This is a genomic window from Colwellia sp. BRX8-7, assembly GCF_014077275.1.
Taxonomy (GTDB): Bacteria; Pseudomonadota; Gammaproteobacteria; order Enterobacterales; family Alteromonadaceae; genus Colwellia_A.
Genome location: NZ_JACGVP010000001.1, coordinates 242,811 through 268,011 on the forward strand (window position 1 = coordinate 242,811; position 25,201 = coordinate 268,011).

A 25,201-nucleotide genomic window follows, 5' to 3' on the forward strand; every position below is an offset into this window, starting at 1 on the left:
TATCGATACCTCTTTAAGATACAGATGAATATTAAAGTGGTAAAAGTATAAATGCACAGACCAACTTACAACCTAGAACAAGAGAATTAACTTATGAGCCGTATTATATTTTGCCAAAATTTAAAAAAAGACGCTGAAGGACTAGGATTTCAACTTTATCCTGGAGAAGTCGGTAAACGTATTTTTGATAATATCAGTCAAGAAGCATTTAAAAACTGGCAACAAAAACAAACCATGCTTATTAATGAGAAAAAAATGAACATGATGGAGCCAAATGACCGTGCTTTTTTAGAAACGGCTATGGTTGCTTATCTTTTTGAAGGAAAAGAACCTGAAATTGAAGGTTACGTTCCACCGAAAAAGTAAGGGTTCAACAACTTTTTTTATTGATAATTTTGATTAAATGGTGATTTTACGCTGACTATTCCGCCAATAAGCAGAAAAAACAAGCAAACAAACATTTATTTAAAAAAAAGGGTTGACGAACAAATCGAAAAACAGTTTAATACGCCCCGTCTTCAAGGCAAAGCCGAAAAGACAGCAGATTAGACACTGCCTCGATAGCTCAGTCGGTAGAGCAGAGGATTGAAAATCCTCGTGTCCCTGGTTCGATTCCGGGTCGAGGCACCATCTATTCAACCTATTTGAATATTTGTTGCTTACTTTTTTAATATAGAAATAGTGTAGAAACATTTGTTCGGTGCCAAGATAAATAGTTCAATAGAATAAATTTATCGCACACATCTTTGTGTGCCGACTTAGCTCAGTTGGTAGAGCAACTGACTTGTAATCAGTAGGTCGCCAGTTCGACTCCGGCAGTCGGCACCATCCATTCCGAAAGGAAGGAACGAAACCTTAACAGCAATGTTAAGGTTTTTTTTCGTCTTAAGAAAAGTAAAACCACCTACTGATAAACTCAGTCACTCTTAACATGCAGCAATTCGACTCCGGCAGTCAGCAACCTTTCTTCCATTCCTTCTCAAGAAAAGCAAAACCACCTACTGATATGGTAAAAAGTACCTGTAATCTTATTTTTTCCTGTAATTCATCAATCACTAGCTATGTTCGATTGTGTAAAATTAGGCTACCCTGTTAACTGTTGTGACCATAAATAGACGGTCGACTCACGGTCATCAACGATTAATAGCAATTAACATATTTTCTACTTGGGTTAAAAAAGTAGCTATGGCAAGGGAGCCTAAGTGCGATTTCTTAAATTTATCTTAATTGCTGTTATCACCTTACTGATTATTTTCACTATCACTTACAGTGCTAGAGTTTCAGTTATCAATTACCTTGTAAAAACACAATTCAATTCAGACAAAATAGCGTTGACTTGCCTAAATGTAAGCCTTACCAGTAATATGGCCATTAGAGTCAACAAGGCATGCTTACAGACCCCAAAGGCTAACATTCAAATTGTCGGTATGATAATACAATGGCAACTATCCCCTAGCCTTAATATAACTGATATTGATATAAGGTTGGCAGAGATTGAAGGTACAGATCATTTATTCTCCAAGAAAGATGATGCTCTCTTAAGCAAGGAGCAAGAAAATCAAAACTTAAGCCAATTGCTTTCAACAAGTCTACAAACTTATGCACAACAGATTAAGCAGTTTAATTTACCGAAAAAAACAAATGTCACTAAACTTTTCTATTCACCGTTTACGGTTAGCAATAAAACTGAGACAAAATATATTGCTAATTTATCGACATTAGCCAACAACTTGTCTTTTACACTAACAACATCCGAAAGCGTAGTGTTTATCGAGGCTAAGCTAACCCAAGAGAATGAAGGTTTTTCCATTGCGATCTCAAGTAAATTAAGTTTACTAAAAAGCTTTTTAAGCGCCCATCGATTACCTATTACCGCAGGATTAACAGACAACTTAACGGCTAGCGAAATCTCAGGTGATTTCAACACACAGATAAAATATCGAGCGAGCGCTATTAGCTTGAAAAATCAAATAAGCAATATCTCGATAATTTCTGAAAACGGCATAGGCAATAGCGGCCCGTTTAAACTATTAGGTGCGCTGAACTTCGATAGTCAATTTGATTTAATCGCCAAAGAAACGACTAATGAAGTTTCCGCTAAAGACAAGATAACAGTCGCATTAACCTTTGTTGGAAAAAATGAAATATCAGTGGAATATAGTCAGCCACAGTTGTTAGCGAAATTAACCCAAGCCGGGCTATCGCCAACAATGATGTCAATACTTGAAGAGAATCCGTTAACGCACGTAACCATAAAACCGCAAGGCAATGGGCTATTAACGCTGAACGATAGTAAGGGCTACCTTAGTCATCTTGAAATAAGCGCCTTTAGCGGTGCACGACCTCACCAAGTAAAATTTGATAATATTACTTTTGCCTTACCTACCCCACAAACACCTTATGCATTAGCAGTAGAGCGTTTTGTTATTGATAGTCAGCTGAAGCTGGTTAACATAGCGAAATACACTCCTGCGCCTGTTGCATTACATTTAAATGGCTCACTAAATAAAACCGAGCAAACAACAACGATTAATTTAACAGCAGACTCTTCAATCACCTTAAATAATATTGTGGTGCTTAAACAGATGACTGAGGACAAAAATAATAATCAAACGCACAATAAAATCACCACAAAAACGTCAACTGCACAAAAACCTCAAGCACTGTTGAGCCTAAAAAAATTAACAACAAAATTAACGGGTAGCGTAGCGCTGTTAGAGGACAACAATCTAAACATTAAACTAAAAGTCGATAATCACGTTTCACAGCTGAATATTCCTAAAAAACTAAAGATAACTTCGTTTAATATTTTTAGTGAACTCAACGGCAGCTTTGACGATATTCAGCTTAATGCTCAAGCCAGTGCTGACGGAGTGAAGCTAGGCAACCTTGTTTTGACTGGCCCAGTCAAGTCACCTAATGTAGTTATCGCCGCCAAAAATTTACAACTCACCGACTTATTATCGTTAAATATCCAATTACCGACTGAAGTTGAATTGATTGATGGCCTATTAGATTACAATATTTTTGGTCAAATAAACGCTTTAAACAATATTGAAAACACCCCCTTTAACGTTTCGGTGGCAATTACCTCACTCAGTGGTGAAATCAATGGCATTTGGTTGCAAGAGCTCAATTGGCAACAACATTTTTCCTTACTTGCTGGAAAAATAACGACTCAGCCCAATGCTAAAGAAAACCTAACCGTTGAATTAATTGAAACTGTGACTCCTATTTCAAAGCTATCAATTAACACCAACTGGACATTCGATAAAAGCTTTCAGCTTTCAGCCAACAAACTTAAGGCGAATGTTTTAGGGGGCAGCTTCTTTATTCCAAATATACAATGGCCGGTCGAACATGGGCATTCAGTTAATGTTCAGCTTAATAGTATAGACTTAGAGCAAGTATTAGCATTAGATGAAAAACAAGGTATTGTTGTAACGGGTAATATATCAGGTCAACTTCCGGTTACTTTTGATGGTGATAAATATATTATTGAAAAAGGTGAACTGCACAATATTAGCAACGGACTGATACAGGTCATTGATAACCCAGCCGTAGAAGAGCTTAAAGCAAACAACAGTCAACTAAAACTGGCGTTTGATGCACTGCAAAACTTGCATTATCATCAGCTTTCCTCCGCAGTTACTATGGCAGACGACGGTTACATGCAGTTAAATACGGTAATAAAAGGTCGAAATCCAGATATTGATAACGATGTTAATTTAAATTTGAATTTGAGTTACGACTTGCTTGGCTTACTTGAATCATTATCAATAACACAACGTTTTGAAGAAAGCCTTATCAAAGGTTTACAAAAAAAGAAGGAGTAAGTATGAGTAAAATACTAATCGTGCTATTTACTGTTTTCATTATCAGTGCTTGTACACATAAGATAGAAGTTAGTGCAAAAGAACCGATCACCATTAATTTAAATTTGAAAATTGATCATGAAATAAAGGTGAAGGTAGATAAACAACTAGACGACATATTTAGTGCTGAAAGCGACATATTTTAGGGGAACGCCATGAAAAATTTAACAAAGAAATTCATAAAAAAAATAAGCTGTGCTCTATTGGTCTCTACTATAGCCTTTTCCGCTTGGGCTATTTCACTCGACGATGCAAAACAACAAGGTTTAGTTGGTGAAATGTCTAATGGTTACTTAGGTCTTATTATTGATAGCCCAGACGCGAAGAGCCTAGTCACCAGTGTTAACGAAAAGCGCAAAAGTATTTATATGAATTTAGCGCGCACCAATAAAATCACCATGCAACAAGTCACCGCTTTAGCAGGTAAAAAAGCTTATGATAAAACTCAACCAGGCCACTTTATCCAAAATAGCGCGGGGCAATGGGTTAAAAAATAAAGAGTGATAACTGCACCTAAAGCGAGTAGCACGAGAGCAGATAGCGAACAGCTCTAAGTTTTGATTTTATAGGTTTTTGGGGCGGTAGCTATCAAAAAAGTGCTGCTACTGATGGCATTTAAGAATAGCCTTCCCTAGAAAGCAACAAAACCTTAACAACAATGTTAAGGTTTCGTTCTGATATAAAAAGTAAAAAAAAACAACATAGACACTCACTTTAATTCAGAAGAAACAACATAGACACTCACCCTAATTCAAAAAGACATAGATATTTTAATAACTGATATTCTGTCGTCAGTCATATCGATTTTTAGTCATATGAAAGTGTACTAAAACAGTTTTTCAACTGTATCTTCCTTAAATCATCGATATTTCGACAATTTTCGTCCACAGGAAAAACCTGATTAGCAATCTGAAAATATTTTTATGGATTAACTATTTAAGAAAATAGTTGGTTGCAATGACTCAAATTTTGTCGTCGCTTTAACTGTTGATGCTCACAGTAGTCACTCAGTGCAACTTCATGACCAATGGCACCATGGAACTGGGTATTAAATTCAGTGGTGATTACCAACCAATTTTCAGCGGATATATTTAATCGATTGAGTATTGCAGGTTGGCTTTTTTCTATGAAACCACATGTACCTTCTCTAATGCATCGACCTGTTAACTCAATTAATTTAAGATAATCTTTGAGTTCAAAAGGTAAACCTTTTGGCATACCCTTTGTTGGATTGCCAATAAAGGGTAATAGCGTGCTGGGCTGTTTACTTTTTGCTGCCTGTTCACATCGAAGTTTGACACTGGTATGTTCTGAATTTTCTGGTGTTTCTGCGGCATTAGCTCGAATAGGATTTAAGTCAACATATGCCATACAAGATGCAAGAGCAGCTTCGTCTAATAGCGCTTGTGATTTAAATCTACCTTCCCAAAATCTACCTGTGCAGTTATCTTCTTGATTAGCGGCCCTAGCAATACCCTCATTAATATAACCCATAAACCAACTAATTTTCATCAGACGTTTTCGATAAACCTTAGCGGTTGACTTAACTATATCAAGTAATGGCTTTGCTAAGACTTCACCCTGACAATATTGCTTGGTCAGTAAAGTGCCTTTATATAAAGTATGCCAACGTTCAAGAACTTCTATCATGCTCCATTGCTTAGCTTTTGCTTCATCAATAAATACTACTACATGATAATGGTTACTCATTACAGCATAAGCACAGACATCGATAGCGAATACTTGCTTAAGAAAATGAAGTTTGTCTTCTATCCAGCCTCGGCGGTGTTCATAGCTTTGGCCTGAATATTTATCTTCACCACATAAGAAAGCCCGTCGAACACAACGAGCTACACAATGGTAATAAGGGGTGTCTTCTAAACTAATTTGTTGCTTCCTTGGCGTTGCCATCATTCATCCTAAATAACATAGCTACCTTATTTTAGCTTAGTGCAAAGACTGTTATTGTTCAATTTTAAGTGGATTTCAATCTTAAGTGAATGTCTGCTTAGATCTATTAACTTAGGTCTCAATTTTAAGTGAGTGTCTGCTTAAGTATTTTAGCTTAGGTCTCAATTTTGAGTGAGTGTCTGCTTAGGTATTTTGGTTTGTATCTTTGTTCTGATTTTTTTTAATATGCTTGTATAAGTTGATTTTTTGGTATACAAATCACAATAATCGTCTTTTTGCACTCTACGATGAGAGAAAAGTATGATTAATACCAAAATTAATTAGGAATTTAAATGGAAGCAAATAGCGTTACCGTCCGTCATTTAACATTGCAAGATATGACAGAGCTTCGCAAGGCGAGTGAATCAGTTTACCTTAATAAAGAATTAGCAACGTGGAATGAACCCACGGTTAAAGCCTTATTAACTAAATTTCCAGATGGGCAAATCTGTGTAGTTGTTGATGGCATTGTTGTCGGTTGTGCCTTCTCATTAATAATTGAATATGCTGATTTTGGTGATGAACATACTTATTCTGAAATCACTAGCAATATGACCTTTGATAATCATGATCCTAAAGGCGACTCTTTATATGGAATAGAGGTCTTTATTCACCCTGATTATCGCGGTTTACGATTGGCTAGACGCTTGTATGATGCTCGTAAGGAACTTTGTGAAAACTTGAATTTACGCGCTATTGTAGCCGGTGGTCGTATGCCAAACTATGCGCAACATTCAGATAAAATGAGCGCTAAACAGTATATTGAAAAAGTAAAAATCAAAGAATTATATGATCCAGTATTAAGCTTTCAGCTCGCCAATGATTTTTATGTCCGCAAGTTACTAACCGGTTACTTATCGGGCGATAGGGAATCAATGGAGTATGCCACGTTACTTGAATGGCCGAATATTTTTTATACTAAATCGGTAAAACTTATCAATGCGCCGCGCTCAGAGGTTCGTTTAGGTTTAGTGCAATGGCAAATGCGTTCAATGAAAAGTATTGATGATTTATTTGAACAAATGGAATTTTATGTCGATGCCGTATCCGATTATAAAAGTGATTTTGTGCTGTTTCCTGAATTGTTCAATGCACCTTTGATGGCAGAATTTAACCATTTACGTTTAACAGAGAGTATTCGCAGACTATCGGAATATACCGAACAAATTCGTGATAAATTTATCGAGTTTGCGATAAGTTACAATATTAATATTATTACCGGTAGCATGCCGTTTTTTGTTGATGGCAATCTTTATAACTCAGGCTTTTTGTGTCGTCGTGATGGTTCATGGGAACGTTATGATAAAATTCATTTAACGCCAGCAGAAGTGCGTAGTTGGTCTATGGTGGGTGGTAAAAACCTCAAGGTGTTTGATACTGACTGTGGCAAAATTGGTATCATGATTTGTTATGATGTTGAATTTCCAGAGTACTCTAGAATACTTGCCGACCAAGGGATGAATATCTTGTTTGTGCCGTTCTTAACAGACACCCAGAATGGCTACACACGTGTGCGTCACTGTGCAATGGCAAGAGCGATTGAAAATGAATGTTATGTTGCTATAGCTGGCGCGGTAGGTAATTTGCCAAAAGTAAATAATATGGATATTCAATATGCCCAATCTGCGGTATTTACGCCGTCTGATTTTGCTTTTCCAACAACGGGCATCAAAGCAGAGGCAACACCTAACTCAGAAATGACTGTTATTGTAGACGTAAATCTAGATTTATTGAAACAGTTACATAGTCATGGCGCTGTACATACCATGCGTGATAGACGCCATGATTTATACAGTATTACCCAACATAAAAAAGATTAGTTGGTCATTTTTATAAGTAATTAAATATATTTACCTGCTAATAATCTGCGGGGTCAACGCACTAATATTGAATATCAAAATCAGTGCACTAGCCCCGCAAATTAAATTCTCCCTATCAATTAGTGCACTAATTCAGGTCTCAAGTTGAATTATCACCAGCACTCATCAATAATAATTGTTACCTATCATTATTTTTTTTGTTGGACATTAAGCGGCTGTTAAATTCTAATTCGCCCTAATTACCCATGAAGAATTGCCATTCTATTATTAAGTAGAATAAGTAAAGGAAAATCAATGAACAAAGATAATCTTGCTCACGCTCGCGCACACTATAACGTACGTCACTGGAGTCAGGGCTATTTCGGTATTAATGATGCTGGAAATGTATATGTCGCGCCAAAATTTGAGCGTCAGGATCACACAGTAGATTTAATCAATATCGCTAAAATGATTGAAGATAAAGGCTTAACACTGCCTGCATTAGTGCGTTTCCCGCAAATAATTCATCATCGCATTCACAGTCTATGTGAAGCTTTTAATAAGGCGATAGAAGACTATGATTACCAGGAAAAATATTTATTAGTTTATCCTATTAAAGTCAATCAACAGCGTGAAGTTGTTGATGAAATTTTGGCGAGCCAAAATAATAAAGAATCCACACAACTTGGCCTCGAAGCAGGCAGTAAAGCAGAATTATTAGCTGTTTTAGCTATGGCTCAAAAGGTTTCATCGGTTATTGTTTGTAACGGCTATAAAGACCGAGAATATGTGCGCTTAGCGTTAATTGGCGAAAAGTTAGGTCATAAAGTTCATATCGTTTTAGAAAAAATGTCTGAATTAGAAATGATTTTAACCGAAGCAAAGAAACTCAATGTTGAACCTCGTTTAGGGATCCGTGTTCGTTTAGCCTCTCAAGGCAAAGGGAAATGGCAAGCCAGTGGTGGTGAAAAGTCAAAGTTTGGTTTGTCAGCTTCGCAAGTACTTAACGTTGTAAAAGTCCTTAAAGCAGAAAACATGCTTGACGCCTTAAAACTTGTCCATTTTCACTTAGGCTCACAAATAGCCAATATAAGAGATGTAAGATTAGGTGTTAGTGAGGCGGCGCGTTTTTATTGCGAGCTGCGCAACCTAGGCGCAGGTATTTTATGCATGGATGTTGGTGGCGGTTTGGCCATTGACTATGATGGTACTCGAAGCCAATCCCATAACTCAATGAACTACAGTGTTGCTGAGTACGCTAATAACATCGTCCATACTATCGGTGATATTTGTAAAAGTTATCATCAACCTATGCCAATGATTATTTCGGAATCAGGCAGAGCATTAACCGCACATCATGCGGTACTTATTTCTAATGTTATTGGCACTGAGTCTTACGAACCTGAAAATATCATAGCGCCTACGCCTGATGAATCTATTTTATTAAGTAATATGTGGCGTTCGTTAGCGCAACTAAATGATCGTAATGATGATCGCGCCTTAATTGAAATTTATCATGACACCCAAAGTGATTTAGCTGAAGTACACAACCAGTTTTCGATGGGATTATTAAATTTAACCCAACGCGCTTGGGCTGAACAAATTAATTTACGTGTTTGTTATGAATTAAATCAATTAATGGATGGTAAAAATCGTTTTCATCGCCCAATAATGGATGATTTAACAGAGAAACTTGCTGATAAATTTTTTGTTAATTTTTCTTTGTTTCAATCATTACCCGATGCATGGGGAATTGATCAGGTTTTTCCTGTTTTACCTTTAAGTAACTTAGAAAAATCACATGAAAAACGAGCGGTATTATTAGATATTACTTGTGATTCCGATGGCACTATTGACCATTATGTTGACGGACAAGGTATTGAAAGCACATTACCGGTGCCAGCATGGACAGAAGATGAGCCTTATTTACTTGGCTTTTTCTTAGTGGGTGCTTATCAAGAAATTTTGGGTGATATGCATAATTTATTCGGTGACACTCACAGTGCTGTGGTCTTCATCAATGACGACGGTGAAGCAGAAATCACTGAAATTAATGAAGGTGATACGGTAGAAGATATGCTGAATTATGTGCATTTAGATGCCGAATTATTCAAAAAAACCTATGCCGAGCTTATCGATGCTAGATTATCAAAAATCGAAGGTGAAGAAATTTTTAAAGAGTTAGTTGATGGCTTACAAGGCTACACCTACCTTGAAGATTTGTAGAGATTAAGCACAATGAAAAATATTTTCAATCAAGTTGATGAGTCAATTTACTCAAATGCAATGACGTTCTTACGTCAGCCTTTAGTGCAAAATCCCATTGAGTCGGCTGCTGATATTGTTGTTTTAGGCTTACCCTATGACATGGCTACCACCGGGCGCTCAGGCGCTCGAATGGGCCCCACTGCGATTAGGCAAGCTTCAATTAATTTGGCTTGGGAAGGTAAGCGATTTCCTTGGCCTTTTAGCTTATTAAAACACTGTAAAATTATTGATGCTGGCGACTTGGTTTTTTCTCCTGGAGACTCTGCACATTTTTGTATGCAAGTTGAAACGGCGGTAGGTCAGTTACTTGATGCAGACAAAACCATTTTATCGCTAGGCGGCGATCATTTTGTTACGTTGCCGATACTGCGTGCTTATGCGAAAAAATTTGGTACTATGGCACTGATACATTTCGATGCGCATACTGATACTTATAGCAATGGTAGTTGTTATGACCATGGCACTATGTTTTATCATGCGCCTAAAGAAAATCTCATAGATAAAGATAAATCTATCCAGGTCGGTATTCGCACCAATTACAAAGAGCAAGACCATGGTTTTTCTGTCATTAATGCCATGCAAGCTAATGATATGAGTGTCAGTGATATCACCGCATTAATTAAAGCTAGAGTTGGCGATACACCAACTTACTTAACCTTTGATATTGATTGTTTAGATCCCGCCTTTGCTCCTGGTACAGGTACGCCAGTATGTGGTGGGTTAACCACAGATAAAGTGTTGAAGATATTGAGAGGTTTAGTGGGTATTAATCTGATTGGCATGGACGTAGTGGAAGTCGCTCCTTCTTATGATCACAGTGAAGTTACTGCATTAGCCGCTGCAACAATAGCGTTAGAATTGGCACATATTTGGACCGCTAAGCATAAGCTTGTATAACAAAGCAGGTCAGTTATTTTTACTCAATAACTTACCTGCTGACTAACTTAAAACCCACATTAAAAAATAAATGTTAACAATAAAAATTGGCGAGTTAACTCGCCAAACTTTTCAACTCTTGAACAAGAAACAAAACAATCTCAATACCAATTAGCACGATAATAATCCATTCTAAAAATGATGAATGTTGATGCTTTTGTTCAGCCGCTAACATTTCAAATAGTTCATGAATGGTTGAGAGCTTTTTAGATAATAATTCCACGCGTTGATGAATATCCATATAACGCGCCATACGTTCGTAAGTCGCTTCATATTCAGGGTATTCCCAAATAAAATCTGGGGTATCAAGTAATCCATAATGTAAAATAATATCGCTTTTAGTACTCAGTAGCGTACCTCTAATTTTAGCGATTTCTTTTTGGCTAATTGATATTTTACCTAATTTAGCCAATTCTTCAGGAATATGAGAATAATCCATTATTTTATTTTGCGCTTGAAGTTCAAATTCCATCAACTTGTTAGATTGCGCTAACGCATGGCTTATCGCCAGACGTGTCAACGGATCGTTATCAGGTAGTACTATGGTATCTTTTTTAATGATCAGTTCATTAGAAAAAGTAAAGCGTAAATGTTCTTCAATATTTTCAATGTAAGGGGTGTTATCACTCTTAAGTCGGTTGATTAATACTTGACGTTCACCTGCGGCTACCGCCCAAAAAACCACTACACCATAGTCAAATATCCAATACTCTCCCGTTGCCACGATTATTTGTACAGCGTCTCTATAACGAGTACCGCCTTCAAAAAAGCGTTTATCTATATTCGATTTTTCTGATAAAAAATTATCGCCAAAATTATAAACTGATAATTTATCGTCGCTAAAAATGACTTCATTACCTGCCATTAAGTTACTCATGATTGCTCTTATAAGTGGTTGTCTGATTTTTATTCGATTTAAAATACATTAAAAAATTTAGTCACTAGTGATCAACAAAAAAGTTTTATTGATGAACACTAACTAAATTTGCTAGATTCTGCGCCATTAATAGAAATACTCAATATCAATTTTTTAATCAGTCTGATAAAAAAATTGATATCGTTTAGTTGTTTACCGGCGCATATAATGGCGATAAATTTGCTCTATTTGAGTTAATATTTTTAGCTTTAAAAATAAAATAGGACTTAAACTCACCTTAAGGCGCTACCATAATGAGTATCTCGGTAGGAGTTTTGCAAGAATGGTAAAGATGTAGTAATTTTTTGTTTGTAAAAAGAAGATGTTCTTTGTAGGTTAAATTAACAGCAACAACCTGGTTGCTACTGCACGTTATAATAAATTAAATGTCAGCGTTTACTTGCAGCGAAAGTAACTAGAAAAAGTATTAGTCTTTAATTTATTTAAGCCTTCCTCTAGTGCCTCTAATTTCATTTTTGCTCATTTTTTTTAAAATTTCGTTTTCAATATCAATTCCTTGCCAATGGGAAATATCTAGCACTCTTAGGATAATATCGGCAAGCTCTTCGCCAAAGGCATCACTAGGTTTTTCGTGCCGACATTCATTAATAGCCTCACCGACTTCTGATGCAACAAGGGCTAATGCTTCTAGCGTTGTTTTATTATGCCAACCCATTTTTTCTACCCAAAGATAGTTCTTCTCTGCTATTTCGTTAATCTTCATTTTTTTCACTTATTTTGTTTACGTTTGTCTTTGATCGTACATATTTAGTACTTACAGTTGCCAACTCGCATCTGGTCGCCAATTATTGACCCATACTGGCACATCATGCGCTGGCATAGGTTTGGCTATGCCATAACCTTGTGCCAAATTACAGCCTAGTTGCAACAGCGCCTTACCATGTTCAATCGTTTCAACACCTTCAGCAATAACTTCACGTTTAAATGATTTAGCCAAGGCGATAACACCTTCAACAATGGCAAAATCATCGGTATCGATCAGCATATCTCGAACAAAGCTTTGATCTATCTTAATTAAGTTTGCGGGTAACCGTCTCAAGTAAGTTAAGGAGGAATACCCCGTGCCAAAATCATCTAAGGCAAAGCTTACGCCTAATGCGATACATTCCAGCATGGTTGTTGAGACATGATGGACATCATCTAAGGCACTGGTTTCCAGTACCTCTAGTTCTAAATAGCAAGGTTTAACATTAGGGTGCGCTGCTAGTAAAGTTGTTAATCGCTGAGTAAAGTCAGGCTGCTGTAATTGAACCGCGGCAATATTTACGCTAATGCTAACCGGAAGGTCGAGACCCATTTTTTGCCATTGGCTTATTTGTGTTAGTGCGGTATCAATAACCCATTCGCCCATTTCGATACTCATCGGATTATTTTCAATAATAGGCAAAAAGTCGAGGGGATTTAATAATCCTCTGCAGGGATGTTGCCAGCGGATAAGGGCTTCAACACCGATCACTTTGCCTGTTTTCATATTAACCTTGGGCTGATAATAAAGCACAAATTGCTGGTTATCGAGTGCACTGCGAATGGCCTCAAGGCTTTCCTGTTGTGTTTTAACCGCATCATCTTGCGCAGTATCAAATAAGTGATAACGATTTTTACCTGATTCTTTAGCCACATACATGGCTTGGTCAGCATGGCGCATAAGTTGGTCAGCATCAACGCTGTCTTGTGGATAAAGTGTTACACCGATACTGGTTGATACATTTAACACGACGTTACTAAGGGTCACTGGCTCAGATGCGGCTAATAACAAGCGATCTAATATCGGCTCACAGTCTTCAACCTTTGTTAAATTAGTTAATACCGCGACAAATTCATCACCACCGATACGGGCTAAAGTATCACCTTCGCGAAGTGCCGCTTTCATTCGTATGGAAATTTCAACCAGCAGTTCATCACCCACATCATGACCATGCTCATCATTAACAAGTTTAAAGCCATCTAAATCTAAAAAGACCACGGCGAGTGTTTGCATATTACGGCTACACTGCAACATAGATTGAGATAATCGGTCAGCCAGTAGCACCCGATTCGGTAAGTTAGTCAGTACGTCATAATGGGCAATATGCTCTAACTGAGTTTGATGTTCTTTCATTGGAGTGATGTCAGTAAATAAGCCAACATAGTTACTTATTTGACCATGAACATCTTTAACTGAACTAATATTAAGCATTTCAGCATGAATTTCACCGTTTTTACGACTGTTCCATATTTCACCAGACCACGCCCCTTTACTCTGCAGCACTTCCAAAATCTCGCTATAAAACTCGGCGGTGTGTATTCCTGATTGTAAAAAATTCGGCTTCTGTCCAATCGCCTCAACAGCGCTATAACCAGTTGAAGTGACAAAGGTATTATTGACATTAATAATGGTCCCTTTGGCGTCGGTTATCATGATGCCTTCACCGGCATGAGTAAAAACACTGGCAGCGAGTTTTAATTCTTCTTCGGCTAGTTTTCGTTTGGTAATATCATTAATGACACCGACGATAAAATAGTCACCTTTACTATCTATGAAGCGATTCTTTCTAGTTAATATAACTCTAGTTTCTGAGCCATTAATCGTAAGGGTTTCTTCACTTAAAATCGCTTCCCCTTTATCCAGTACTAACCTATCAATTGCTAAAAAATGATCACGCTCGCTTGGAGGTACTGTTTCAGCGAGTGTTTTTCCGATGATTTCGTTTCTAGTTAAGTTAAAAGCCTGGCAAAAAGCATCGTTAACGAGTAACAATCGACATTCATTATCCTTTACGAATATAGGATCGTCGTGATTATTAAAAACCACATCGAGATACATCTCTATATCATGGGGGGTTACTTCGAATTGCTCTAGCGCAGTAGTATTTTGATCCTGTTCAAACACCATTTAACATAGTTCCTTGTTGGACAATTCAAGCAAAAGGTATTCAATAACACTACCGGAAGTTGCAAGTAATATACTTTACCATACGTTTATTTTATATCGATATTGAAGACTTCGCCTGCCCAAATATTGCATTTGAGACTCTTTAGGCAACCTTGATTGTTTCAAGGCAAAGTGTTTTAAATATAAGGTTAGGCTAAAAGGATGTCAAGTGCGCAGATACTCGCCAGTTTATTGACTGGCCAGCGGGCGATCCCTTAGAAAAGTAAAGATTTCTTTATTAAAATATAATTATGTTAATACACAGAGAATAATTCGAGCTATTTTTCTGTGAACGAGGTTAAGTACTAAGTGACCTTAGCTTATAGGTCTATCTTGAACAACAATAAAAAATCACAACCAGCTGATTCACTGTGATCCTTGTGCAACCAATATATTTAAAGCAAATAGCTATTTTATTAGCTTTACTTATAACCTTGTTCGGCTATTAACAAGCTTAAAGGCTTAATACCCAAATTCACATCATAAAAAAACACTGATGATTACCATCAGTGTTTTTTATAAAACGTTAACAACCTAAACAATCATTACGCTTATTGCTTAAGGCGTCGTACTGCTAATCCCATTATACCTAAGGCAAAAATAGCTAAACTGGTCGGCTCTGGTACTTTATTCATTACGACATTATCCATAACACCATAAAGATTACTGGTACTTAACATCGAGATGCTAATTTTATCGACCATAATACCCTTCAAATTAATCGCTTCTTTAGTTGATAACTGACCATTCCATTGTGAGGTAGTCGTTTTATAGTTGTCCTCTGCTTGAAGTACGTTACCTAGCCACCCCGTCACAATGACATAGTCCCCCTGATTATAGAATGAACCAATATCAAGCTTTTCAAAAGTAAATAAGCCGTTAGTTGAGAAAAACCAATTTGATGGTAGTAATGTTGAGCCACCATCAGAAAAAGCGGTATTACCGCTATTAAACCCTGGGTCTACAATCTTAGTATCTGGCCCATTAGCACTAATATTAAAACCGTTTTCGCTACCTTGACTAAAATCACTTTCAGGGAAGCTTTCAAAATCGATAGTAATTAGTGATGCCGATGCGACATTAACTAAACAACTACACGCGAAGATAAAACTTGTGACACTGGCTGTTATAAATTTAGTTTTCATTTGATATTCCTATTTATTCCCAAAAAATAATATTAATGAGTAATGCTAAAAAAGATAATTCATCAATGTGTTGTGCTAATAAAAAAACTAATCTGATACTGGTATATATTGTAATAATAGTGGGTAATTAAAGCCTATCCGATGTTACCCGATAGGCTTTGTTTACCCTGATACTCAGTCTATAGGTAGTTATTAAAAAAACGTGTCGCGGCTACTGCGTAATCAGCGCGGCTAACTCGTGTTTTACCGTTAAAGGTCGCCGTTATAGTAGGGACTAAATCATAAGTACCCTGTTGAACGTCAAAGCTTGCGCCTAATATTCCTAGGTCTAAGGCTAATTGTACGTAACCTTTCATTGCTTGTGGAATATCAGCTTGGTCTGCTATCGCTATACGTTGCTCGCCATAAATAGCGGTAATATCACCGGTAAAGCTTTCTGCAGTCGATTGTAAAGCCAATGACTGTACAAAAGAATAAGCTAACTCATTGCGATTAACTAAGTCTTGTGGATTAAAATAATCACCATTAGTCAACATTACTGCATGTTGATCTTGTGCACCATTTCGTAAAGCGGCACCCTTTTCACTAGCCGCGTTAATAGCAGCAGTGTAAGTAGTATCTTCTGTGACATCAGCAAATTTGGTTGTTGTTGCCAAATTTGATTGACGAATACCAGCACCTAAGCTTAAAAAATCAGCTAGGTCTTGACGGGTAAGGTTATTATCTGGTTCGAAACCTAGCGCATTTGCATCGACTAATTCTTCACTAACTGCGAATTCAATAAACGCTTTAGCGGGGTGGTTAGTCAAATCATCAAGACCAAGATAACCATCAGTTTTTATAATCTTAACCGTTACGTCAATATCACCAGGTACCGCATAACCATTGGTTAATCCGGTAGGGTCAAGCGCAACACCCGAAAGACTACCAATACCGCCTGCTTTAAGTATCCATTTACCCGCTTCAGCTGGCGCTGTCACTGCAATGTTTTGACCTAAAACGGGTAAAGCAATACTTGACCCGTAACGTTTTTTCGAAGGACTAATCAAGGTAAGTGCTACCGTATTATCATCAACATTTGCTCGAACCATCACCATAGAAGCTTCGGCATTGACGGTCAAAACAACACCTTCATTATCACCAACAGGACTAAACGGCACAGACATATCATCTTCTGACTGTACTGAGGTTAACGCTTTAGCATTAAAATCACGGTTGATTTTAGTTGTTTTCCCAAATAATAAATCTTCATCGACGATTGATTGCACTGCCGCGTAGGCATTGACATAACCGGCGCCAGCTTCCCATGTTTCTCGGCCAGGCATATTGGTTGCTGTTTTTTGTAGTATTGACTTAACTTCACGCCACGTTAAGTCAGGTTCAGCTTCTAACATTAAGGCAACGATACCAGCAACATGTGGCGCTGACATTGATGTACCACTCATAGAAGTATAATAAGGTACGTGATTTGCGTCCATCACGTCGCTATCATCGGCAATGCTCAAGGCACTTAAGCTAGATAATGAAGCGCGGGTTGAAATAATATCAACACCCGGCGCAGTTACAGTAGGACGGTCTTCCCACTGAAAAAGCTCGCCATCAACCGTAACTTCGCCACTCTTACCTTTAACACCACGTGAACTAAAGTCAGCTAATTTACCGTCTTTATCACCCGCTGCTACGGTAATGACCCAAGGTGCTTTTTTGAAGTTACCGGTGATTGTCGCTTCGCCGCTTCCTGAGTTACCCGCAGAGAAAACGACAATAATACCCGCATCTGATAATGTTTTAGTGACAACATTGGTTGGATGATCAGGGTTAAAGTCAGTACCTGTATCACTTGTACTACCAAAGGAGTTTGAAATAACGCGAATATTATAAGCATATTGATGCGTCTTAGCGTAATCAAAACCACCGATAGTGTCTAAAATAAATAAACCAGCACCTGAGCCATAACCAACAATTTTTGCGCCAGGAGCAACACCTTGATATTTACCACTCGACATCGCACCGTTGCCGCCAATAATACCCGCAACATGAGAACCATGACCACCAGCAATATCACTGTTCGCGGTATCTTCTTGGTAAGTTATGGGTAAAATATCTGATAACGAATGTAGGTTAGTTTGTGCCAATACGTTTTGAACAACGTGGTTAGGAAACTTAATGTCGCTGTGCGTGCCATCGACACCCGAGTCATTAACCACAACCCCGATACCACGTCCAGAATATGGCATACCGTTACTACGTAAAGAGCTGTCATCACGTAAGCGGTCAACACCGGTAATTTGTGTTGCTCTATCATTTTCTAATGATAATGGCGCGTTGTAGTAAACAGAGCGTACTTTATTTGATTTATAAATAGCTTCTATTTGCGCCTTTGTTGCCGTTATACCGACAATAGGAAACTGCTTAAAGCTTACGCCACCAATAACACCCGTTGATTCAATAACGTTTAGCTGTTGTGCATTAATAGCTCCTTTACCTTCGAAAGTAACGATGACGTTAAAAACCTCATGTACTTCAGCAGTCGCCATCAAACCTTTCAGTTCAGGTCCGATAGATTTAGCAGCAATATTTAGCGACATGAAAGTTAAGCCTGCACCAATAAGGCCAGCGATTAATATTTTATTTTTTAATTGTGTTTTTAGCATTGGAATAAACCTTATATGTTTTGATACATCGAGCATGCCAAACATTAAGGTTTAAAATAATCAGGTAAAACCCCTACAAGGAAGAGGTTAATATACCTTGTTTATAGCAGTAGGTTGTTTTTGGCCGCATAACGGACCAATTCAGCAGCGTTGGCAACGCTCAATTTATCTAGCACTTTACCGCGATGGTTTTCTGCTGTTTTAACACTTATATCTAATGAACGAGCAATTTCTTTGGTAGTTTTACCTTCAATGATTAAATGAAAGACTTCACGTTCACGATTAGTCAGATTTTTGTAGGGGTCTTGCCAATTTTCTGCCGGCTTATTGTATTGTGATGCCAACACACTTGCCGCGTATTGGCTGTAATAGGTTTTCCCCGCAGCTAATGTTTTTACCGCATCGATGAGTTCGTCACTTGCACTGTCTTTTAATAAATAACCAGAAGCACCCGCTCTAACCATATGGATGACATACTCTTGTTCTTCATGCATAGTTAGCACTAACACTTTTGTGTCTGGCAGTTGGCCATTTAGGCGTTTAACCGCTTCCATACCGTTCAATCCTGGCATGCTAATATCGATAACGATAACGGTGGGTTTTAATTCCAGCGCTTTACTCACAGCTTCAAGTCCATCTGCGGCTTCAGCAACCACTTGAATATCATTATCTTTACTTAATAAACTGACCAGTCCATGACGTAAAATAGTATGATCATCTGCAATAAGAACACGGATCATCGGCCATTCCTCCCCGTTACCAATATTTTTATTTCACAGCCTTGTCCTGGCTGTGAATTTATTGTTAATTGACCACCGAAGGCACTTATTCTATCGCGCATTGCGCCTAAGCCAAAGCCCTCAGGACTAGATTCTTGATCAGCTTTCATTCCAATACCGTCATCTTTTATTTTAATCATTAAAAGATTATCAGTTGCAATTAAATTGAGAATAATATTTTGTGCTTGTGCATGCTTAATCGCGTTGGTCAGCGCTTCTTGTATTACTCGAAACGCCAGGGTTTGAGTATCACTATCTAAAATACTGTCAACTTGATGATGAAATTCAATTGTCGCTTTTTCGGGTTCCGCCATAATACGCACTAACCAATCAAGGGCAGGAATAAGCCCAAGATCATCTAAAATTCTTGGGCGCATTAAGCGAGAAATCACGCGAGTGTCTGATAAGGCTTGACGTGCAAGATCTATACTCTCATCAAGCGCTATACTCGCGTCTCCTTTTTTAACTTGCTGCAGCTGATTTATCAAAGCCGTAAGCAGTTGTCCTACTCCGTCATGTAATTCTCGAGCGATATGCTTGCGTTCATCTTCTTGTACTCGCCAAACGCGTTTTGCCAAACCACGCATTTGCTCATTACCCGAATAAAGCTGTTGTGATATTTGTTTTTGCTTTTCATTAAGTTGGTCAACCATTTTAGCAATATTGGCATTATTGGTCATGGCGTGATAACTCCATTAATGAATCATTTAATTCAAAATAATCTTGAGTTTCTATGAATTTACCAGAAAATTCTGGAGGTAAATTAGCCTTAAGATGCATCAGCTTTTTAGTCACTTTTTTATAATATTTTGTTGGGTCTTGTTGATTGACAATCGCCAATTGAGCACGTAAACGATCAAATTGAAAACTGCGCCAATAATCGCCCATTTTTCTTAATAAAATATCGGCTGACCTTAGCGTGGCTTTTAAATCAAGCCAAGCTCCTGCAAAATATTGCTGCACGGCTAAAAGCTCTAAATATTCAATATACTGATATTGTTGCAAGCTAAAATCAACGTTAGCCAGTGGTGTCAAATAAGCACTGATATCTTTGTTACCTTGATGTAAAGACTGTTTTGCCTGATAAATTAATTGGCGAATATAAATAGATTGATGGGCATGATCTAAAACCCTATTATTTTTATTTTCAATAACAGCTGTGAATAAATTCCCTACCGTCTGACTTTTTAAGAACTGAAATTTACTCATATGTTCTTTATTGCCATGACGCGAAACTATATCGTTTATATTGGCTAAGTGCTTAGCTGCTTGCTCTTGGTCGCCAAGCTGCAATGACCAATCGGCTAACCATAGACCAAATTCAGCCATAGCTCGTACGTCATTAGCTTTAACCGCCGTTTGATAAGTTAACGTTAACTCTTCAATGCTCGCATAAAAATTACCTTGTAAAAAAGCGAGTTTTGTTAGGTAACTACGCGAAACGATCGACTCTTCGGTAATATTGAGTTTTTCAGCATCGGTTAAAGTGTTGTTAAAAAGGTGATAGGCATTGCGCCAGTTTCCCTTAGCGAGTTCCATCTGCCCCAAGTTTTGTCGTACATGGATAATGCCAATAGGAAACTGTACTTGCTGATATAACTGCTCTGATTGACGCCAATAAACCAAGGCATGTTCTGGGTCAAGAAGCATAAAATAAGTGAAGCCAATATTATTCATACTCTCTGCTTGGAGCATTAAGTTATTGAGTTCAACCCGAATATTTAACGCATGGCGATAATTTTCCAAGGCCGTTTGATACGAAGCTTGCTCTTCAGCCAATTTTCCTAACTCATTATAAGTATTCGAAAGGCCCTCTTGATCGTCTAACTTCTGATAGATAGCTAAACTTTCTGTTAGGTATTGTTCAGTCTGCTGGTATTCACCAACCGCTAAATGCATAGCGGCTAAGTTAGTCATAGTGGTCGCTGCATCGGCTAAGTTAGTTAGTTGTCTTCTAATTTTTAACGATTGTTGATAATAATCAAAGGCAAGCTCTGTTTCTCCTAACTGTTCATAAACAACACCAAAGGCATTTAGCGCCTCACCTTCTTGAACACGGTTTTTTAGTTTTTTAGCGGTGACTAGTGCCTTAACAAAATATTCATTTAACGCTTTTTCAAAATCACCTTGTAAAAATGCCACTCTACCTAACATAAACCATGCACTAGGATGGTTTGGATCAATTTTTACCACTTCTTGTAATAAGACTTCCATTTTTTTATGTTGTTCAATTAAAAAATAGAACTCTGATAGCATCATCTTAAGTTCAGTGTTGTAAGGAAAGGCATTCACTAAGCTTAAATAATCGGCTTGAGCTTGTTCGACTTTACCCGCTAAATCATTTAAGCGTGCACTCGCTAGTTTCGCCGTATAAGAATTAGTGGCGCTTAATGCTATCGCTTGGCTATAAGCCTGTTCGGCTTCCATGAATAAACCTATCATCAGATTTAATTCACCTTGTTGCAGCCAAGCTTGCGCAGAATTGGGTTCTCTCGCTAATATTTGGCTTAACGCTTGCTGCGCCTGCTCAAAGTCACCCTTTAAAATCAGTGTTTTAATAGGAAATAAATCAACCAAAGGGTTTTCTTCAATCTCAATGGTTTTTTCGGCATTCACTTCTATGTCTAGACGCTGCCTAAATTTATCAACAAAATGTCGGGTCACTTCTTGCCAATCTTTCTCGTCATAAGGGGCTTTTATTAAGGTTTCGCGTTGAATGTTAAAACCATCGACAGAAACCAACTGAAACTGAATATCTTTAGCCTCAGAACCGGCAATAAATGTTTGTGGGCTAATGAGCACGTCAATCTGCAGTAAGTCTGATATCAACTCCATATTAGCGTCATCAATGGGAGGCGTAATACCCAGTTGCGCTAATAGCTGGCTTAATCTCGATTGTTCAATCACCCGTAAGTTCTTAATATCGGTTAATTGGTAATTCAAATAGTTAGCAAAAGTTTGATCAAATTCGCCCTCTTGTGTCTGCAAAGGTAATATCGCTACCGCGTAATGATCGACCGCATTGGCTTTAATGGGTGTTTGACGACTCAGAAACAAAACCACTGCGATGGTAAAAAATACCATCATCGACATAACCGTCACTATTAATCGCTTTTTGCTGATGGGTTTATTATCTTTTTCTGCTAATAAACTAATATATTGATTCTGCGCTTGGTTAATATTAGTGGGACGGGATGCGGGATGCGGAGAAATGAGTGTCAATGACCATGACTTTAGAAAGTTAAACTCTTCTTTAACGGCCTTAAATTTAGGTTTATCTAACAACTTAGTCTGTAAAATTTCATCAATCGAATGGCCACTAAATGGTAAACCGTGACAACATAATTGAAAGATCACTACACCTGCGGCATACAAATCAGTGGTTAAGTTTATTTTACCGGTTTGTAAATACTCAGGTGGCGCATAGTAAGGTGTACCTGAAACACGGTCAGCGTTACTTTCTTTATTAAAAGCAGACAAGCCAAAATCGGCAATAAAGAGCCGACCTGACTCGTCTAACATGATATTTTCAGGCTTAATATCTTTATGAGTAACGCCCGCTTTTTCAGCAAAGGCTAAGCCATCTAATAATTGCTCAATAATTTGAAAAGTTTGTTCCGTTGTGAGTGATTTCGATGCGATAGCTTCTTCTAGGCTGCTACCCGAAATCCAATCCATGGTTAAGAAGTGAACATCTTCATCTTGGTAGTATTCATGAACGCGGATAATATTGGGGTGACTTAATTGACGAACCAATAATAATTCTTTTTTAAAATCAGCAATGGTTTGCTTATCTTGACTCAGCGATTTATTGAGGACTTTGATGGCGATAAGGGTATCGAGCTGCTTATCATAGGCGCGGTAAACAAAACCATAACGGCCTTGTCCTTGCAGACTTTCAATTTCAAAACGACCAACAAGGCACTCTCCAGCAGCGAGCGGCTTAGACAAGGGTATTATTTGAGTCGCATTTAGCTGATCATCATCGCTATGTATTAACTTGGGTGATTTCGAATCGCTCATACAGCCTTTTTACTAATGATATAGTATTAGTGGCACAAATTAAGCAAACTACAGTCTTTTTCGCTAGATGTCCATATCGAGTTCTCATTAAGAATTAGTTGCAATGAATCAATAGATTGTTGCAGCAACATCGCCTGAACGGTTGCTTCGAGTTGTTGGCTCATACTGTTTAAGATTTCTATATCCAACTCGGTTAGCACTTTATCAGACATTTTGCTGTCAGTATAAACAATTCCCACCACTTTATGCTCATAAAATAGTGGAATGCAGGCTAAAGCAGCAATTTGTTTCAGTTCGATGCTTTTACGAGCACTTAACAGTTCATGGCATGAAACATCCATAGCAACCACGTTTTGTCCACTTTCAAAACAACGTGTTATCGCGCCAACACTGCCTTCAAACTCTGATAGTTTAAAATCATTTCGCTGCATACCATGGGCAATACTGACATTAAGTGAAGCTAACGTATCGCCAAGTAAGACGATACCGCGTTGAGTGCCCGTTAACATAATAATATTTTGCAATTGTTCAGAGAGATTTTGTTTTAAATGCTCGGTCAACGGTATTGAAGTAGGTGTTTGACTACTCGACAACCGCCATGCATTGTGGGTAATTATTGCATCAACTTGTTTTGACGACTTAGTTTCAAAAAGGCAATCGAGTTCGCCAATAGAAATAATCGCGTCATCATTTAAAGTGGAATGGGTAATTGCTATACCATTAACTTTAGTGCCATTACGACTGCGCTCATCATCAAGTTGCCAAATTTCGTTTAAATGAGCAACTTTAGCATGCTGACGAGAAACGGTTGGGTGATCAAGCAACAACTCACATTCGTGAGAACGTCCTAAACGGTAACCATTATCTTCATAAAGAAAACTTTCTATCGCTGGTTGGTCCGGATAACAAATCGTAATTTTAGCTGGCATAAGATCACCCTTAATTGAACACTATTTTGTCGATACTATTTGATTAATCGCAAGCTGAATCGTAAGGTGTTGGCATAAGCCATAAGCTCGCCAGCAACATTATGAATATCTCGACTTGAACGCCAAACATCAGGAATATTTATGCCTTTATTATCATTAATACGGCGATTAAAGTCATTGAGCTTACTACTCGCCATATGGTAATTGTTCGACAAAATAAGTTGATTAATTTCATTTACATCTTGCAGTAACATCGAATAAACCGCTGCATTTATTTTGGATGAAAAATCATTGAGTGCGGTTTGTAAATCGTTAAACTTTTGGTTGACAACAACTAACGGAGCCCGTAAATCGGCAACAATAATAAATTGTGAGAAACGCCCTGTTGAACCACGTGTTCTATAGCTACCTGCCCCCATAGTCATGGTGATATCTTTAAACTCACCATTAAGTGGCGCTTTAAAGAATCGCAGCGGTGTACCCGCGGTATATTCTAAATTATGCGTGTGTAAATCAACCGAAGCTAAGCCTGAAAATGAAAAGCCACTGTTCGCCAAAGGCTCAATGGTAATCATCATTGGAAATGCTGCAGAGGGAGAGATATTTAAGCCATCGGGTAAACGGTCAATAAAATCTAATGAGGTAACGTCAATAATTTCTGCCGTTAGCCCTAAACTCTCTTTCGTTAAACCAACCGCATTTTCAAATTGTAGAGTCATATCGGCAGAAATGTTGCCCGGTAAATGAATAACCGCCTCGACCTTATTACCTTGTACGTTGACTGACACCGATTCAGAAGCGAATGAGATTGTACTGACCAACATAGCTGTTGATGTTAGTACTAAAGTAAGTAGCTTTTTTATATGCAACATATTTTGTCCTCTGGGTAGTAACCTGACAATGTCATCAAATTATTTTTTACACTATTCTAACTAGAACCTACGTTGATCTACGTCAATTAGCAAGTTCTATGGTGCTTTTACTAACAACAAAAC

At 37.9% G+C, this 25,201-nt stretch carries 18 protein-coding genes and 2 tRNA genes; 9 read left to right on the plus strand and 11 right to left on the minus strand.

The features are described from left to right. Positions 1-93: 93 nt before the first annotated feature. The 6 genes from H4J57_RS01065 (at position 94) to H4J57_RS01090 (ending at position 4,372) form a co-directional block, all read left to right on the plus strand. Complete coding sequence (locus H4J57_RS01065; RefSeq protein ID WP_070374680.1) at positions 94-366, plus strand: oxidative damage protection protein; 273 nt, start codon at positions 94-96, stop codon at positions 364-366. A gap of 188 nt (positions 367-554) precedes the next feature. After that, positions 555-630: transfer RNA gene (locus tag H4J57_RS01070), tRNA-Phe, on the plus strand. Positions 631-752: 122 nt separating this feature from the next. Continuing rightward, positions 753-828: transfer RNA gene (locus H4J57_RS01075), tRNA-Thr, on the plus strand. 374 nt (positions 829-1,202) lie between these two features. Further along, a complete protein-coding gene (locus tag H4J57_RS20230; protein ID WP_182241700.1) occupies positions 1,203-3,836 on the plus strand; it encodes a YdbH domain-containing protein in 2,634 nt (877 codons plus the stop codon). A gap of 2 nt (positions 3,837-3,838) precedes the next feature. Continuing rightward, the gene (locus H4J57_RS01085; RefSeq protein WP_182213460.1) at positions 3,839-4,021 is read left to right on the plus strand and encodes a YnbE family lipoprotein; all 183 of its coding nucleotides are present in this window, start codon (positions 3,839-3,841) and stop codon (positions 4,019-4,021) included. 9 nt (positions 4,022-4,030) lie between these two features. Further along, the gene (locus H4J57_RS01090; RefSeq protein WP_182241701.1) at positions 4,031-4,372 is read left to right on the plus strand and encodes a YdbL family protein; all 342 of its coding nucleotides are present in this window, start codon (positions 4,031-4,033) and stop codon (positions 4,370-4,372) included. Between the two features lie 439 nt (positions 4,373-4,811). On the opposite strand, the gene H4J57_RS01095 is transcribed toward H4J57_RS01090, so the two are convergent. Continuing rightward, a complete protein-coding gene (locus H4J57_RS01095) occupies positions 4,812-5,786 on the minus strand; it encodes a transposase (protein WP_182241702.1) in 975 nt (324 codons plus the stop codon). 332 nt (positions 5,787-6,118) lie between these two features. Between H4J57_RS01095 and H4J57_RS01100 the strand changes: the two genes are divergently transcribed. The 3 genes from H4J57_RS01100 (at position 6,119) to speB (ending at position 10,789) form a co-directional block, all read left to right on the plus strand. Beyond that, on the plus strand, positions 6,119-7,645 hold the full coding sequence (locus H4J57_RS01100; RefSeq protein ID WP_182213456.1) for a carbon-nitrogen hydrolase family protein: 1,527 nt from the start codon (positions 6,119-6,121) through the stop codon (positions 7,643-7,645). 294 nt (positions 7,646-7,939) lie between these two features. Next, positions 7,940-9,850 (plus strand): biosynthetic arginine decarboxylase, encoded by a 1,911-nt coding sequence (speA, locus tag H4J57_RS01105; RefSeq protein ID WP_182241703.1) that lies wholly within the window; start codon positions 7,940-7,942, stop codon positions 9,848-9,850. Between the two features lie 12 nt (positions 9,851-9,862). Then, the gene (gene speB, locus H4J57_RS01110) at positions 9,863-10,789 is read left to right on the plus strand and encodes an agmatinase (RefSeq protein WP_182241704.1); all 927 of its coding nucleotides are present in this window, start codon (positions 9,863-9,865) and stop codon (positions 10,787-10,789) included. A gap of 94 nt (positions 10,790-10,883) precedes the next feature. Here the strand turns inward: speB and H4J57_RS01115 are convergent, their stop codons facing one another. From H4J57_RS01115 to H4J57_RS01160, 10 genes are all read right to left on the minus strand, one after another. Next, entirely contained in the window at positions 10,884-11,705 is an 822-nt protein-coding gene (locus tag H4J57_RS01115; protein ID WP_259366312.1) for an RMD1 family protein, read from the minus strand. Positions 11,706-12,183: 478 nt separating this feature from the next. Then, entirely contained in the window at positions 12,184-12,468 is a 285-nt protein-coding gene (locus H4J57_RS01120) for a MazG nucleotide pyrophosphohydrolase domain-containing protein (protein WP_070374689.1), read from the minus strand. A gap of 51 nt (positions 12,469-12,519) precedes the next feature. Further along, positions 12,520-14,637, minus strand: a complete 2,118-nt coding sequence (locus tag H4J57_RS01125; RefSeq protein ID WP_182241705.1) for a bifunctional diguanylate cyclase/phosphodiesterase — start codon at positions 14,635-14,637, stop codon at positions 12,520-12,522. 590 nt (positions 14,638-15,227) lie between these two features. After that, the gene (locus tag H4J57_RS01130; RefSeq protein WP_182221095.1) at positions 15,228-15,821 is read right to left on the minus strand and encodes a PEP-CTERM sorting domain-containing protein; all 594 of its coding nucleotides are present in this window, start codon (positions 15,819-15,821) and stop codon (positions 15,228-15,230) included. A 179-nt stretch (positions 15,822-16,000) separates the two neighbouring features. Beyond that, positions 16,001-18,475: a S8 family serine peptidase gene (locus H4J57_RS01135; RefSeq protein WP_182241706.1), complete on the minus strand. Its 2,475-nt coding sequence runs from the start codon at positions 18,473-18,475 to the stop codon at positions 16,001-16,003. A 101-nt stretch (positions 18,476-18,576) separates the two neighbouring features. Next, positions 18,577-19,215: a response regulator transcription factor gene (locus H4J57_RS01140; protein ID WP_182241707.1), complete on the minus strand. Its 639-nt coding sequence runs from the start codon at positions 19,213-19,215 to the stop codon at positions 18,577-18,579. Next, complete coding sequence (locus tag H4J57_RS01145; protein ID WP_182221097.1) at positions 19,212-19,934, minus strand: sensor histidine kinase; 723 nt, start codon at positions 19,932-19,934, stop codon at positions 19,212-19,214. Before H4J57_RS01145 ends, H4J57_RS01140 begins: the two co-directional genes overlap by 4 nt. Further along, positions 19,924-23,277, minus strand: coding sequence for a serine/threonine-protein kinase (locus H4J57_RS01150; protein ID WP_182241708.1), 3,354 nt, complete (start codon positions 23,275-23,277; stop codon positions 19,924-19,926). Before H4J57_RS01150 ends, H4J57_RS01145 begins: the two co-directional genes overlap by 11 nt. Positions 23,278-23,303: 26 nt before the next feature. Then, on the minus strand, positions 23,304-24,206 hold the full coding sequence (locus tag H4J57_RS01155; protein WP_182241709.1) for an FHA domain-containing protein: 903 nt from the start codon (positions 24,204-24,206) through the stop codon (positions 23,304-23,306). A gap of 35 nt (positions 24,207-24,241) precedes the next feature. Beyond that, on the minus strand, positions 24,242-25,078 hold the full coding sequence (locus tag H4J57_RS01160; protein WP_182241710.1) for a DUF6689 family protein: 837 nt from the start codon (positions 25,076-25,078) through the stop codon (positions 24,242-24,244). Between the last annotated feature and the right edge of the window lie 123 nt (positions 25,079-25,201).

Bases quoted from the DNA above. Each gene is read 5' to 3' on its own strand.
- H4J57_RS01065 (WP_070374680.1), top strand. From the start codon at position 94: ATGAGCCGTATTATATTTTGCCAAAATTTAAAAAAAGACGCTGAAGGA.
- H4J57_RS01085 (WP_182213460.1), top strand. From the start codon at position 3,839: ATGAGTAAAATACTAATCGTGCTATTTACTGTTTTCATTATCAGTGCT.
- H4J57_RS01090 (WP_182241701.1), top strand. From the start codon at position 4,031: ATGAAAAATTTAACAAAGAAATTCATAAAAAAAATAAGCTGTGCTCTA.
- H4J57_RS01095 (WP_182241702.1), bottom strand. From the start codon at position 5,786: ATGGCAACGCCAAGGAAGCAACAAATTAGTTTAGAAGACACCCCTTAT.
- H4J57_RS01100 (WP_182213456.1), top strand. From the start codon at position 6,119: ATGGAAGCAAATAGCGTTACCGTCCGTCATTTAACATTGCAAGATATG.
- speA (WP_182241703.1), top strand. From the start codon at position 7,940: ATGAACAAAGATAATCTTGCTCACGCTCGCGCACACTATAACGTACGT.
- speB (WP_182241704.1), top strand. From the start codon at position 9,863: ATGAAAAATATTTTCAATCAAGTTGATGAGTCAATTTACTCAAATGCA.
- H4J57_RS01115 (WP_259366312.1), bottom strand. From the start codon at position 11,705: ATGAGTAACTTAATGGCAGGTAATGAAGTCATTTTTAGCGACGATAAA.
- H4J57_RS01120 (WP_070374689.1), bottom strand. From the start codon at position 12,468: ATGAAGATTAACGAAATAGCAGAGAAGAACTATCTTTGGGTAGAAAAA.
- H4J57_RS01125 (WP_182241705.1), bottom strand. From the start codon at position 14,637: ATGGTGTTTGAACAGGATCAAAATACTACTGCGCTAGAGCAATTCGAA.
- H4J57_RS01130 (WP_182221095.1), bottom strand. From the start codon at position 15,821: ATGAAAACTAAATTTATAACAGCCAGTGTCACAAGTTTTATCTTCGCG.
- H4J57_RS01135 (WP_182241706.1), bottom strand. From the start codon at position 18,475: ATGCTAAAAACACAATTAAAAAATAAAATATTAATCGCTGGCCTTATT.
- H4J57_RS01140 (WP_182241707.1), bottom strand. From the start codon at position 19,215: ATGATCCGTGTTCTTATTGCAGATGATCATACTATTTTACGTCATGGA.
- H4J57_RS01145 (WP_182221097.1), bottom strand. From the start codon at position 19,934: ATGACCAATAATGCCAATATTGCTAAAATGGTTGACCAACTTAATGAA.
- H4J57_RS01150 (WP_182241708.1), bottom strand. From the start codon at position 23,277: ATGAGCGATTCGAAATCACCCAAGTTAATACATAGCGATGATGATCAG.
- H4J57_RS01155 (WP_182241709.1), bottom strand. From the start codon at position 24,206: ATGCCAGCTAAAATTACGATTTGTTATCCGGACCAACCAGCGATAGAA.
- H4J57_RS01160 (WP_182241710.1), bottom strand. From the start codon at position 25,078: ATGTTGCATATAAAAAAGCTACTTACTTTAGTACTAACATCAACAGCT.